This window comes from Paramagnetospirillum caucaseum (assembly GCF_000342045.1).
Lineage (GTDB): Bacteria > Pseudomonadota > Alphaproteobacteria > Rhodospirillales > Magnetospirillaceae > Phaeospirillum > Phaeospirillum caucaseum.
The window spans coordinates 16,631-29,638 of record NZ_AONQ01000019.1; the positions used below are offsets into that span (position 1 = coordinate 16,631).

General features: G+C 68.0%; 11 protein-coding genes and 2 tRNA genes. 7 read left to right on the plus strand and 6 right to left on the minus strand.

Going from position 1 to position 13,008, the window contains the following annotated elements; translation table 11 throughout:
- Window positions 1-10 precede the first annotated feature (10 nt).
- The 3 genes from H261_RS08765 (at window position 11) to H261_RS08775 (ending at window position 3,057) form a co-directional block, all read left to right on the plus strand.
- Window positions 11-499 carry a flagellar biosynthesis regulator FlaF gene (locus H261_RS08765; protein ID WP_040476076.1) on the plus strand — a complete coding sequence of 163 codons (489 nt, stop codon included), beginning with the start codon at window positions 11-13 and terminating at the stop codon, window positions 497-499.
- A gap of 91 nt (window positions 500-590) precedes the next feature.
- On the plus strand, window positions 591-1,700 hold the full coding sequence (locus H261_RS08770; RefSeq protein WP_008616613.1) for a hypothetical protein: 1,110 nt from the start codon (window positions 591-593) through the stop codon (window positions 1,698-1,700).
- Window positions 1,687-3,057 (plus strand): tetratricopeptide repeat protein, encoded by a 1,371-nt coding sequence (locus H261_RS08775; protein WP_008616614.1) that lies wholly within the window; start codon window positions 1,687-1,689, stop codon window positions 3,055-3,057. Before H261_RS08770 ends, H261_RS08775 begins: the two co-directional genes overlap by 14 nt.
- 97 nt (window positions 3,058-3,154) lie before the next feature.
- Here H261_RS08775 and H261_RS08780 read toward each other — a convergent pair.
- A tRNA-His gene (locus tag H261_RS08780) sits at window positions 3,155-3,231 on the minus strand.
- A 51-nt stretch (window positions 3,232-3,282) separates the two neighbouring features.
- A complete protein-coding gene (locus H261_RS08785; protein WP_008616615.1) occupies window positions 3,283-4,443 on the minus strand; it encodes an aminotransferase in 1,161 nt (386 codons plus the stop codon).
- Between the two features lie 236 nt (window positions 4,444-4,679).
- Between H261_RS08785 and H261_RS08790 the strand changes: the two genes are divergently transcribed.
- Window positions 4,680-5,018 (plus strand): P-II family nitrogen regulator, encoded by a 339-nt coding sequence (locus H261_RS08790; protein ID WP_008616616.1) that lies wholly within the window; start codon window positions 4,680-4,682, stop codon window positions 5,016-5,018.
- An 82-nt stretch (window positions 5,019-5,100) separates the two neighbouring features.
- The gene (glnA, locus tag H261_RS08795; protein ID WP_008616617.1) at window positions 5,101-6,513 is read left to right on the plus strand and encodes a type I glutamate--ammonia ligase; all 1,413 of its coding nucleotides are present in this window, start codon (window positions 5,101-5,103) and stop codon (window positions 6,511-6,513) included.
- Between the two features lie 96 nt (window positions 6,514-6,609).
- Here the strand turns inward: glnA and lipB are convergent, their stop codons facing one another.
- Entirely contained in the window at window positions 6,610-7,278 is a 669-nt protein-coding gene (gene lipB, locus H261_RS08800) for a lipoyl(octanoyl) transferase LipB (RefSeq protein ID WP_008616618.1), read from the minus strand.
- A 92-nt stretch (window positions 7,279-7,370) separates the two neighbouring features.
- Here lipB and H261_RS08805 point away from each other — a divergent pair.
- Together H261_RS08805 and H261_RS08810 are read left to right on the plus strand one after the other, a co-directional pair.
- Window positions 7,371-7,457: transfer RNA gene (locus tag H261_RS08805), tRNA-Leu, on the plus strand.
- Between the two features lie 229 nt (window positions 7,458-7,686).
- On the plus strand, window positions 7,687-9,969 hold the full coding sequence (locus H261_RS08810; RefSeq protein ID WP_008616619.1) for an NADP-dependent malic enzyme: 2,283 nt from the start codon (window positions 7,687-7,689) through the stop codon (window positions 9,967-9,969).
- Between the two features lie 67 nt (window positions 9,970-10,036).
- On the opposite strand, the gene H261_RS08815 is transcribed toward H261_RS08810, so the two are convergent.
- The 3 genes from H261_RS08815 to pseB are packed head-to-tail and all read right to left on the minus strand — an operon-like array spanning window position 10,037 to window position 12,992.
- Complete coding sequence (locus H261_RS08815) at window positions 10,037-10,774, minus strand: cytidylyltransferase domain-containing protein (protein WP_008616620.1); 738 nt, start codon at window positions 10,772-10,774, stop codon at window positions 10,037-10,039.
- Complete coding sequence (pseC, locus tag H261_RS08820; protein ID WP_040476077.1) at window positions 10,771-11,967, minus strand: UDP-4-amino-4,6-dideoxy-N-acetyl-beta-L-altrosamine transaminase; 1,197 nt, start codon at window positions 11,965-11,967, stop codon at window positions 10,771-10,773. The genes H261_RS08815 and pseC overlap by 4 nt, the downstream gene beginning before the upstream one ends.
- Window positions 11,964-12,992: a UDP-N-acetylglucosamine 4,6-dehydratase (inverting) gene (gene pseB, locus H261_RS08825; protein ID WP_008616622.1), complete on the minus strand. Its 1,029-nt coding sequence runs from the start codon at window positions 12,990-12,992 to the stop codon at window positions 11,964-11,966. The genes pseC and pseB overlap by 4 nt, the downstream gene beginning before the upstream one ends.
- Between the last annotated feature and the right edge of the window lie 16 nt (window positions 12,993-13,008).

Here is a 13,008-nt window from a genome sequence, read left to right on the forward strand (position 1 = left end):
GGGAGTGGTTATGAATCCTTACAGCAATGCAGCCCACGCCGCGAATTTTCCCCAGGAAGGCAATCCTCGGGAAACGGAGGCCTGGGCGTTGACCGAGGCGGCCCGTCGCATGGCGTCGGCGTCCCGTGGCGAGCCCGAAGGCATGCGCGAGGCGCTGCGGCTCAACTGGAAGCTCTGGACCATCTTCCAGGCGGACCTGATCGGCAAGGCCGAGGCGGGCGAGACGACCGAGACCGTCGTCAACATGCTGAGCCTTTGCCAGTTCGTGGACTTCCACACCGTCGCCGCCCTGACCGAGCCCGATGCCGCCAAGATGGAGGTTCTGGTCAACATCAACCGCAACATCGCCAGCGGCCTGCGCGATTCCCTGGCCCGCGAGGCGCGGGAAGCCGCCGCCGCCGCCGGTGAGGCCGCTCCCGCCGCCGCTTCCGCCGCGACCGCCGGCGCCTATGCCCCGGCGCCCGGAGCCGCCCACACGCCGATCAGCGCCACCGCCTGACCGCGGCGAGGATGCGTCCTTCGATCCCCGGACACGGCCCGATGCCCTGTCCGGGGATTTTTGATTCCGCCCCGTTCCATTCCGGCCCGTCATGACCCCGCCGTCCCGTCCCGTCCTGCTGTTCGCCGCCGCCGATCCGGGCGGCGCCAACGCCATCCTGCCCGTCGCCGTGCTGCTGGCCGGCCGCGGCGCCGGGGTGGCGATTCTCGACCACGGCTTTCTCGGCCGCAACGCCCCGGCCGGCCTGAGGCGGCTGCCGCCGCCGGGGGGCGGCGACCTGGAGGCGTGGCTGGATGATGCCGGCGTCGACGGCCTGTGCTTCGGCACCTCGCTGGCCGACCGCCTGCCCCTGTCGCTGGCCCGCGCCGCCCGCCGGCGGGGCCTGCCGGTGACGGGCGTGCTGGACAACTGGATGAACTACCGGGCTCGCCTGGAGATGGATGGCGGGCCGCTGCTGGTTCCCGACCTCTATGCCGTCATGGACGACAAGGCGCGGGACGAGGCGCTGGCCGAGGGCGTGCCCGAGCATTGCCTGCGGGTCACCGGCCATCCCGGACTGGCCGGACTGGCCGGGGAGATCGCCGCCGCCGGCCCCGGCTGGCGGCGGGACGTGCGGGCGCGTCTCGGCCTGGGACGCGGCGGACGCGACCTGATCGCCTTCATCGGCGAGCCGGTGGCCCGCGACCAGGGTGCCGGGCCGGAGACCCCCGGCTGGCGCGGCTATACCGAGCGCGACGTGCTGCCGCTGCTGTGCGAGGTCTTGCGGCCCCATGCCCGAACCCTGGACCTGGCCATCGTGCCCCACCCCCGCGACGACGTGGCGGCGCTGGAGGATCTGTGGCAACAATGCCGGGGCGAACTGGGCGGCGGCATCGTCAGGGACGTCGCCGGACGTCAGGTGGTGCTGGCCGCCGACCGGGTGGCCGGCATGGCCTCGATCCTGCTCTACGAGGCCTGGCTGCAGGGCAAGCCGGTGCTCAGCCTGCAGCCGGGGCTGGTCCGCGCCGACCTGGAGCGGTCGGTGCGGCGGCCCGGCATAGGGCTGGCGACCCAAAGCGGGCAGGTGCCGGCGGCGGTGGCGGAGTGGCTGGCGGCCGGGCCGGGGGAGCCTCGGCCCGACGGAACGCGCCACGGCGAGGCTCCGGCCCGCCTGGCGGATTTGATACAACATCTGGCGGAAAGACCCCATGGCGAAGCTTGACCGAATCGATGAAGCCCTGGCCAAGGCCGGGATGGGCGACCTGTCCAAGGCCCGCACCCTGTCGCGGGATTTGGGCAAGGTGCCCCCCGGCCATCCCGGTCTGATGGCCGTGGCGGTGGCCGTGCATCAGGCGGGGGATTTGTCCCTGGCGCTGAAATTCCTCGACCGGGCGGCGGTGTCGGGTTCCCCCGACGCCCTGTACGGCCGTGGCGTGGTGCTGGCCGCCCTGGGGCGCCGCGACGAGGCGCGGGCGGCCTTCGCCCGATGCCTGGAGCGGGCGCCCGGCCATGTGGCGGCCCTGACCAATCTTGGCGGGCTGGAGCAGGTGGCCGGCAATCTGGCCGAGGCGGAGCGCCGCTACCGCGCCGTCCTGGATTTCGCCCCCCAGGCCGCCCTGGCGCTGCATAACCTGGCCGGGCTGTGCCTGGCCCAGGGGCGGCGCGACGAAGCCGAGGATCTGGCCCGCCGCGCCCATGGCCTGGAGCCCGGACCGGACACCACCCTGCGTCTGGCCGACATCCTGGGCGAGGCGGGACGGCATGCCGAGGCCGAGGCGGTGCTGAACCCGGTGCTGGACGCCCATCCCGCCGACGTGCGGTTATGGCGCGCCCTGGGCCATGCCCGCAAGAAGCAGGGCCGCAACGGCGAGGCTCTGGCCGCCTACCGCACGACGCTCGGCCTCGAGCCCGGGGACGGCGAGGCCGGCCACATGATCGCCGCGCTGACCGGGGCCAATACGCAACGCGCCCCGGCCGATTATGTGCGGGGCTTCTTCGACACCTATGCCGACCGTTTCGAGAGCCATCTGGTGGAGGACGTCAAGTATCAGGCGCCCGCCACGCTGCGCGCCCTGTTCGACCGGGTGGGCGGCGGCGCGCCGCTGGATACCGTCATCGACCTGGGCTGCGGCACCGGCCTGACCGCCCGCGCCTTCCAGGGGGCGGCCGGCCGCTTCATCGGCGTCGACCTGTCGCCGCGCATGCTGCAACTGGCGGCGGCGGGGGGGCTCTATGCCGAGCTGTACGAGGCGGACGCCGCCGCGGCCCTGGCCCACGGCGTCAACCTCTCGGCGGTGCTGGCCACCGACCTGTTCATCTATGTGGGCGACCTCGAGGATATCTTCGCCGCCGCCGCCCGCGCCCTGGCGCCGGGCGGCTGGCTGCTGTTCTCGGTGGAGGCGGGCGACGGCGAGGGCTATACCCTGCGCCCCACCGGCCGCTACGCCCAGTCGCCGGCCTACATCCGCGCCCTCATCGCCCGCCACGGCCTGACCGAGGCGGCGTGCGAGCGCGCCCGCATCCGCGGCGGCTCGGACGGCGACATCGACGGCGATTACTGGGCCGTGCGCAAGCCGTGATCTTCGCCATGGCCTGGTGCAACGCTCTCCCCGCAAGGGGGGAGCGTCCCGGGGCCTGTCAGGGGCCGAAGGACATCACGGACAAATAAAGGGGGGATGGGGCGAGTGATCGGGATCGAACCGACGACATCCAGTACCACAAACTGGCGCTCTAACCAACTGAGCTACACCCGCCACCGGGAGAGGCCGCATGTTTAGCCAAATCCGGGGGCGCCCGTCAAGGGGCTATCCTCGGAAATAGTTGGCGAGCCGCGTCACCGCCTCGTCGATGGCGCTTTCGGTCTTGGCGAAGCAGAAGCGGGCGAAGCGGTCGACGTCGCCGCCCTGGTAGAAGGCGCTGACCGGAATGGCCGTCACGCCCGCCCGTTCGGTGATGTGGCGGCAGAATTCGGCATCGTCGCCGGCAAAACCCAGGGGGCGGAAATCGGCGGTGATGAAATAGCTGCCGCCGGTGTCCATCACCTCGAAACCCACCGTGCGCAGGCCGGCGGCCAGCCGGTCGCGGCGCTCGGCCAGCATGGCGGCCAACCCGTGGTAATAGGCATCGTCCTTGCCCAGGCCCCAGGCCACGGCGGCCTGAAGATTGGGCGGCGTGGTGAAGGTCAGGTACTGGTGGGCCTTGGCCACCGGCGCCAGCACCTCGGGGGCGGCGATCACCCAGCCCACCTTCCAGCCGGTCAGCGAGAAAATCTTGCCGGCCGAGCCGATCTTCAGGCAGCGGCCGCGCATGCCCGGCAGGGTCATCAGCGGCACATGGCGCCGCCCATCATAGACCAGATGCTCGTAGACCTCGTCGCAGACGCAATAGGCGTCGTAACGCTCCAGCAGCCCGGCCAGGAATTCCAACTCGTCGTGGCCCCACACCTTGCCCGCCGGATTCATCGGCGTGTTGAGCACCATCAGCTTGGTCTTGGGCGAGAACGCCGCCGCCAGGGCGTCGCGCGGCAGATTCCAATGGGGCGGTTCGACCCGGACCAGTCTGGGGATGCCCCCGGCCCGGCGGATGATCGGCAGGTAGCTGTCGTAGAGCGGCTCGATCAGCACCACTTCGTCGCCCGGCTCGATCAGCCCGAACAGGCAGGCGGCCAGCGCCTCGGTGGCGCCCGAGGTCGCCATCACCTCGGCCATGGGGTCGAGGTCCAGGCCGTAGAAGCGCCGGTCGTGGTCGGCGACGGCCCGACGCAAGTCCGGGATGCCCATCATGGAGGGGTACTGGTTGGGGCCGGCGGTCACCGCCTCGGCCGCCCTGGCGACCACGTCGGCGGGCTCCAGCCCTTCGGGGAAGCCCTGGCCCAGATTGACCGCGCCGTGGGCCTGGGCCAGGCGCGACATGGTCTCGAAGATGGTGGTGCCGAACGACGACAGGATGGAGTTGGCGGGCTTCAACGGGCTGGCTCCGGAGCGGAATCGGGAGAGTCCAGCCTAGCCCGGAAGGCGGGTCCAGGTGAAGAGGATGTCGTCTGCCCATGAAATAGGCGTAAATGCCTGAAAATAGGGCATCTTTGCCTTGAGATTCCTGCCGCGCCCCGTGTTTTCACGGTGGCCGAACTGGCACGATGCGTGCTAAATGAGTCGCGCGTTTTGACGCGGGTTCGCAACGCCAATCCGAAAGCGGCGGGTTCATGAAGAAGATCGAAGCCATCATCAAGCCCTTCAAGCTGGACGAGGTGAAGGAAGCCCTTCACGAGGTCGGCCTCCAGGGTCTTACTGTGACTGAAGCCAAGGGTTTCGGCCGGCAGAAGGGGCATACCGAGCTCTATCGCGGCGCCGAGTACGTGGTGGACTTCCTGCCCAAGGTCAAGATCGAGCTGGTCATCGAGGACAATCTGGTGGAGCGCGCCGTCGAGGCCATCCAGCAGGCCGCCCATACGGGCCGCATCGGTGACGGCAAGATCTTCATCTCCACGGTGGAAGAGGCCATCCGCATCCGCACCGGCGAGCGCGGCAGCGACGCCATCTGAGTTTTTCGCCCCTCCCGCCGCTCCTCGATACGGGCGCGGGACGGGCTAGCGTGTTCAACTCTCAACTCTCAGGAATGTGACCATGTCCGACGACGTCAAGAAGGTCCTCGAACTGATCAAGGAAAACGACGTGAAGTACGTCGATTTCCGCTTCACCGATCCGCGCGGCAAGTGGCAGCACACTGCCCAGCACGTGTCCACCGTGGACGCCGACATGCTGAACGAAGGCATCATGTTCGACGGCTCGTCGATCGCCGGCTGGAAGAGCATCAACGAGTCCGACATGATCCTGAAGCCCGACCCGGCTTCCGCCGTCATGGACCCCTTCGCCGCCCAGTCGCAGCTGATCATCAACTGCGACATCGTCGAGCCCGCCACCGGCCAGCTCTATGACCGCGACCCGCGCTCCATCGCCAAGCGCGCCGAGGCCTATGTGAAGTCCTCGGGCGTGGGCGATTCCACCTATTTCGGCCCCGAGGCCGAGTTCTTCGTGTTCGACGACGTCAAGTACGAACTCGGCATGAACAAGGGCTATTACGAGCTGCGCTCGGAAGACGGTGTCGAGGCCCAGGGCCGCGACTTCGCCGAGGGCAACCTGGGCCACCGCCCGGGCGTCAAGGGCGGCTACTTTCCGGTTCCGCCGGTGGACGGCCACGTGGACATGCGCGCCGAGATGCTGACCGTGATGGGCGAGATGGGCCTGCCCATCGAGAAGCACCACCACGAAGTGGCCTCGTCGCAGCACGAACTGGGCATCAAGTTCGGCGGCCTGGTCGAAGCCGCCGACTGGATCCAGATCTACAAGTACGTGGTCCACAATGTCGCCGCCTCCTATGGCAAGACCGCGACCTTCATGCCGAAGCCGATCTATGGCGACAACGGCTCGGGCATGCACGTCCACCAGTCCATCTGGAAGGCCGGCAAGCCCCTGTTCGCCGGTTCGGGCTATGCCGACCTGTCGGATATGGCGCTGTACTACATCGGCGGCATCATCAAGCACGCCAAGGCCATCAACGCCTTCACCAACCCGCTGACCAACAGCTACAAGCGCCTGATCCCCGGCTTCGAAGCCCCGGTTCTGCTGGCCTACTCGGCCCGCAACCGTTCGGCCTCCTGCCGCATCCCCTACTCGGCCTCGCCGAAGGGCAAGCGCGTCGAGGTCCGCTTCCCCGACCCGGGCGCGAACCCCTACCTGGCCTTCTCGGCCATGCTGATGGCCGGCCTGGACGGTATCGCCAACAAGATCCACCCCGGCGATCCCATGGACAAGAACCTGTACGATCTGCCCCCCGAGGAGCTCAAGCAGGTCCCGACCGTGTGCGGCAGCCTGCGCGAGGCCCTCGAGGCCCTGCGCGCCAGCCACGACTTCCTGTGCAAGGGCGACGTGTTCTCGAAGGAATTCATCGAGGCCTACATCGAGCTCAAGTACGAGGAAGTCTACCGCTTCGAGCACACCCCGCATCCGGTCGAGTTCCAGATGTACTATTCGGTCTGATCCGAATAAGGGTGTCTGCGCTCTCTGCCGTCCCTGACAAGGGGATGGTGGACCAGTCAGGAAAGCCCCCGTCAGGAAACTGGCGGGGGTCTTTCTTTATCCGGCCGGGGGAATGTACGGTCGGTCGGTCTCGCGGCCGAACACCTCGGGGAAGGTGGCCATCAGGGCGCAGTCCACGTCTTCCATGGTGGGGGTGAGCCCCAGGTTCCACAGCGAGGTGACGCCGTGCTCGCGGATGCCGCAGGGCACGATGCCGGCGAAGTGGGACAGGTCGGGGTCGACGTTGAGCGCGATGCCGTGGAAGGTCACCCAGTGGCGGACCCGCACGCCGATGGCGGCGATCTTGTCCTCGCGCCCGCCGGGCCGCTCCACCCAGATGCCGACGCGGCCCGGACGCCGCTCGCCCCGGACCACGAAGCGCGCCAGGGTGCGGATCAGCCATTCCTCCAGATTGCAGACATAGGCCCGCACGTCGGCGCCGCGTTTCTTCAGGTCGAGCAGCACATAGGCCACCCGTTGGCCGGGGCCGTGATAGGTGTACTGGCCGCCGCGCCCGCTCTCGAACACCGGGAAACGCTCGGGCTCGACCAGGTCGCGCGGGTCGGCGCTGGTCCCCGCCGTATAGAGCGGCGGGTGCTCCAGCAGCCATACCAGTTCGGGCGCCGTGCCGGCCCGGATGGCGGCGACGCGCTCCTCCATGGCGGCCACCGCCTGGGGATAATCGACGGGAAAATCGGAAATCCGCCACTCGACGGGAGAATTCATCAGGGACTCCGGGATGCGCGCTTGATTCGGGCGAGGTGATTTGGTATTCCCCTGTCTCCTCGTTGGCAAGTCCTTCGAGGCTACCGGAAAACGCGGCCATGGCGGAATTGGTAGACGCGCAAGCTTGAGGTGCTTGTGGGGTAACACCCGTGGAAGTTCGAGTCTTCTTGGCCGCACCATTCTTTACCATCAGGCCCGCCGGCGACCCCGGCGGGCTTGGTCGTTTCCGGGAAGTTTACGCAACTTTGTAACCCGCCGCCGAGGCAGTGGTCATGCCGCCATACCATTGCATTTCCTGTGGTTTTCCGTAATTCCCCCGATCGGAGGCTTTGCGCGGCGCCCTCAAGCGAGTATGGTATCGCCGCCTTCGAGAAATAACATTGCGTCAGAGGTCTCCGTTCCATGAGCATGTCCGACGAGTTGCGCGACGCGGCGCTGGAATACCATCGCCTGCCCACCCCCGGTAAGATCAGCGTCACCCCCACCAAGCCGCTGGCCACCCAGCGCGACCTGGCGCTGGCCTATTCCCCCGGCGTGGCCGCCGCCTGCGAGTTGATCGTCGCCGACGAGGACAGCGCCGCCGACGTGACGGCCAGGGGCAATCTGGTGGCCGTGGTGACCAACGGCACCGCCGTGCTGGGCCTCGGCCCCATCGGCCCGCTGGCCGCCAAGCCGGTGATGGAGGGCAAGGGCGTCCTGTTCAAGAAGTTCGCCGGCATCGACGTGTTCGACATGGAGCTGGCCGAGCTGGACCCCGACAAGCTGGTGGACATCATCGCCGCCATGGAGCCCACCTTCGGCGCCATCAACCTGGAAGACATCAAGGCCCCCGAGTGTTTCGAGGTCGAGCGCAAGCTGCAGGAGCGGGTCAAGATTCCGGTGATGCACGACGACCAGCACGGCACCGCCATCGTGGTGGGTGCCGCCATGGTCAACGCGCTGCGCGTGGTGGGCAAGAACATCGCCGACGTCAAGGTGGTGGCATCCGGCGCCGGCGCGGCGGCGCTGGCCTGCCTCAACCTGCTGTGCAAGCTGGGTGTGAAGCGCGAAAACGTCTGGGTCACCGACATCAAGGGCGTGGTCTACGAGGGCCGTACCGAGTTGATGGACCAGTACAAGTCGATCTACGCCAAGAAGACCGACATGCGCACCCTGGCCGAGGTCATCGAGGGCGCCGACATCTTCCTGGGTCTGTCGGCGCCGCGCGTGCTGACCGGCGAGATGGTCGACACCATGGCGGCCAAGCCCATCGTCTTCGCCCTGGCCAACCCGACCCCGGAAATCCTCCCCGACGAGGTCAAGGCGGTGCGTCCCGACGCCATCATCGCCACCGGCCGCTCGGACTATCCCAACCAGGTCAACAACGTCCTGGTCTTCCCCTACATCTTCCGCGGCGCCCTGGACGTGGGCGCCACCGAGATCAACGATTCCATGAAGCTGGCCTGCGTCTACGCCCTGGCCAATCTCGCCATGGCCGAATCCGACGAGCGGGTGCGTGCCGCCTACGGCACCGCGCCCTTGACCTTCGGGCCGGAATACCTGATCCCCAAGCCGTTCGATTCCCGCCTGATCATCAAGATCGCCCCGGCGGTGGCCAAGGCGGCCATGGAATCCGGCGTGGCGCGTCGCCCGATCATCGATTTCGACGTCTACATGGACCGGCTCAACCAGTTCGTTTTCCGCTCGGGCCTGGTGATGAAGCCGGTGTTCGACCGGGCGCGCCAGGACATGCGCCGCATCGTCTATACCGAGGGTGAAGGCCGCCGCGTGCTGCACGCCGCCCAGACCGTGGTGGACGAAGGGCTGGCCCGCCCCGTGCTGATCGGCCGGCGCGAGGTGGTGGAGAAGCGCATCCATGATCTGGACCTGCGCATCCGCATCGACCAGGATTTCGACCTGTGCGATCCCGAGGACGATCCCCGCTTCAACGAATACTGGCGCCTCTACCACTCCATCATGGAGCGCCAGGGGGTCAGCCCCGAATACGCCCGCACCGTGGTCCGCACCCGCAACACGGTGATCGGCACCCTGATGCTGAAGCGCAAGGAAGTGGACGCCATGATCTGTGGCACCATCGGCCGCTACGATAAGCACCTGTCGCACATCCTCAACGTCATCGGCACGCGGGACGGCGTCAAGGTGCCGGCGGCCATGAACCTGCTGATCATGCCGGCCGGGACCTTCTTCATCTGCGACACCTACGTGACGCCCGAGCCGACGCCGGAACAGATCTGCGACATGACCCTGCTGGCCGCCGAGGAAGTGCGGCGCTTCGGCATCGAGCCCAAGGTCGCCTTCCTGTCCCACGCCAATTTCGGCAACCGTTCCACTGCCTCGGCCCAGCGCCAGCGCGACGCCCTGGCCCTGCTGCGCGAGAAGGCCCCCTATCTGGAGGCCGAGGGCGAGATGCACGGCGACGCCGCCCTGTCCGAGGAAATCCGCACCCGCATCTTCCCCAATTCCAAGCTGAAGGGTGCCGCCAACCTGCTGGTCATGCCGACGCTGGACGCCGCCAACATCTCGTTCAACCTGCTGAAGGTGGCGGGCGATGCCCTGTCGGTGGGGCCGATCCTGATGGGCATCGCCCAACCGGCCCACGTGCTCACCCCCTCGGCCACCGTGCGCAACATCGTCAATATCACCGCCCTGGCGGCGGTGGACGCCCAGATGCACGCTGGGCGGGGGCGATAGGATAAAGCGGGCGGGAGACGCCCGCGCTCCAAGGTCGACGGAGCGCGGGCGTCTCCCGCCCGCTTCCTTATTTTGCCTTGCCCCCGGCCCTGACCCCGTGGTGCATGGCGTTGATTTCCGCCAGTTCGGGATGGGCGGCGAGCACCGCCAGCACATCCTCCATGGGGACGATGGCATCGGGCAGCCGCTCGAACAGGGCGGCCAGGAAGGCGTAATCCTCGGGATAATCCAGGGTCCAGCGGCACATCTGCGACAGGTCCTCGCCGTCGCGGGCTATGTTGCCGCGTTTCAGGTGCGGCGCGCGGCGCAGCCAGGGGGTGACGTGCTCGCGGTCGAAGGGCTCTGCGGCCTTGCCCTCGGCCTCGAACAGGGCGGCGGCGCGAAACACCTCGGCATCCAGCCCGTGGGGCCAGGACGGCGGCAGGTTGTTGCAGCAGTAATCCAGCCCCTCGTCTTGCAGCCTGGCCAGCATCCGCCCGCACAATTGCGGATCGATCAGCGGGCAGTCGCTGGTCACCCGCATGATCACGTCGGCCCCCGCCGCCCTTGCGGCGATGGCGTAGCGCTTCAGCACGTCGTCGGAGGGGCCGCGCGCCACCAGGGCGCCGCAACGTTCGGCCTCCGCCACCACCGGCGCCTCGGCCTCGCCCTCGGGGATGGCGCAGACCACCTTGTCGATGCCGGGAATGGCGGCGCAGCGGCACAGGCACTGGGCCAGGGCGGTCATGGAGCCCAGGGGCTTGAGGATCTTGCCCGGCAGACGGGTGGAGCCCATGCGGGCCTGGACGATGATTGCGGCGGTCACAGCCCCAGCACTTCGCGCAGAGCCTCGACCACCCGGTCCACGTCGGCCTCGGTCATGGCCGCCGAGAGGGGCAGGGACAGGCAACGGCGGTAGTATTCCTCCGCGCCGGGCAGGCTGATCTCGCCCAGCAGGGTCCGGTAATAGGGCAGCTTGTGCACGGGGATGTAGTTGACCTGGGTACCGATCCCCCTGGCCCGGAGCGCGTTCATCACCCGGGCTCGCGTGGTGCCGCAGGCCTGATAATCGATCAGGGCCACCGACAGGTGCCACACCGCTTCGCCGCCCGAGAGCGTGATGGGCTTCACCTTGGGCGCCAGGGGCGCCAGCCTGTCGCGGTAATGGCGCACCAGCCGCCGCCGGGTCTCGGCGAAGCGGGGCAGCTTGGCGAGTTGGCTCAGACCCAGCGCGCACTGGATGTCGCAGGCCCGGTAGTTGAAGCCCAGGTCCTGCATCTCGTAGTACCAGGGATTGGGCTGGCCCTCGGAATCGAAGCCCTCCACCTCGTCCACGAAGATGGATGAATCCCGCGTGATGCCGTGGCTGCGCAGCAGGCGGAGGCGAGCGGCCAGGGATTCGTCGTTGGTGGTGATCGCCCCGCCCTCGCCCATGGCGATGGTCTTGGCCGGGTGGAAGGAAAAGACGTTCAGGTCGCCATGGCGGCAATCGCCGATCACCGCCCCGTCGGCGGCGATGGTGCCCAGCGCGTGACAGCAATCCTCGATGATGGCCAGACCATGCTTGCGGGCCACCGCCGCCAGGCCGGGCATGTCCGCCGACTGGCCGTTGAGGTGGACCGGGTGCACCGAGCGGAAGCGTTTGCCCGGATGGGCGGCGATGGCGGCCTCCAGGTCACCGACGCGCATCAGGCCGCTGTCGGGGTCGACGTCGGTCAGCACCACCTCGGCCCCCACATAGCGGGCGCAATTGCCGGTGGCGGCGAAGGTCTGGGCGGGCACCAGCACCGCATCGCCGGGACCGATGCCGAGAGCCAGGACCGCCAGATGCAGAGCGGCGGTACCGTTGGCGCAGACCACGGCATGCCGCGCGCCGACGGTGCGGGCCAGGGCGTCCTCGAAGGCGGCCACCGACGGGCCGGTGGTCAGGATGTCGCCCTTCATCACCGCCGCCACGGCGGCGATGTCGTCCTCGTCCACCACATGGCGGCAGTAGGGGAGAAAAGGCTCCCCGCTCACAGTTCCAGCCCCGACAGCATGGAATGGAGCCGCGGCCCGTCCATCCAGTCGGTGTTGTTGTCCGAGCCGTAGCGGAAGTCGTCGGGGACCACCTTGGCGCCGGCGTCGATCAGGTGCTCGGTGGTCCAGAAGGCGAAGACCGGCTGGATGATGTAGCGGTCGGGCAACTCCACCGTGTTGCGGGCGTAATCCTCGGTGATCATCACCTCGTGGATCTTCTCGCCCGGACGGATGCCGATGATCTTGTGGGGCAGGCCCGGCGCCATGGCCTCGGCCAGGTCGGTCATGCGCATGGAGGGAATCTTGGGGATATAGGTCTCGCCGCCCTGCATCTTGTCCAGACAGGACAGCACGAAATCCACGCCCTGCTCCAGGGTGATCCAGAAACGGGTCATGCGCGGATCGGTGATGGGCAGCTCGGCGGCGCCGGACTGGATCAGCTTGTGGAAGAACGGCACGACCGAACCGCGCGAGCCGACCACGTTGCCGTAGCGCACCACCGCGAACTTCGAGCCCACCGAGCCCGACAGGTTGTTGGCGGCGACGAAGATCTTGTCGGACGCCAGCTTGGTGGCGCCGTAGAGGTTGATGGGGCTCATGGCCTTGTCGGTGGATAGCGCGATGACGTGGCCGACCTTGTTGGCCAGCGCCGCCTGCACCACGTTCTCGGCGCCCAGGATGTTGGTGCGCACGAATTCGAACGGGTTGTACTCGGCGGCCGGGACCTGCTTCAGGGCGGCGGCGTGCACCACCACATCCACCTCGCGCATGGCCATCTGCAGGCGCTCGCGGTCGCGGACGTCGCCCAGGAAGTAACGCAGACAGCGATGCTCGGCCGGATCGAAGGTCTGAGCCATCTCGAACTGCTTCAGCTCATCGCGCGAGAAGATGATCAGGCGGTGCGGGTTGTAACGCTCCAGCACCGTCTTCACGAATTTCTTGCCGAACGAGCCGGTGCCGCCGGTGACCAGGATGGACTTGCCTTCCAGATCGAGGTCGATGTCGTAGTACTTGGACGCGGTCAAGGCATCACTCCTTCGG